We start from the raw sequence: 240 nt of genomic DNA, 5'->3' as shown, positions 1-240 counted from the left end.
TCTGTTAAAGCTGTCCGAATTGGACTTGCATTCGGACAATATTTTGCTATTTTCCGCCTGGCTTCTCCGAATTGCTACGCCTGCTGATCTTCTTGGGCAATTCCTGATTTTCATGCTATAACGAGCCAAGAAGACAAACTAATCAATCGTTTGGTTAGTTTTTTAAGAGAAATCATTACCCCCCCTAAGAAAGCCTATTATACCAAGGCTTCATCCTAATGTAATCAAACGTTTGATTAG

Source organism: Neobacillus drentensis (assembly GCF_036962765.1).
Lineage (GTDB): Bacteria > Bacillota > Bacilli > Bacillales > Cytobacillaceae > Neobacillus > Neobacillus drentensis_C.
Note: the sequence above shows the minus strand (reverse complement) of the source record.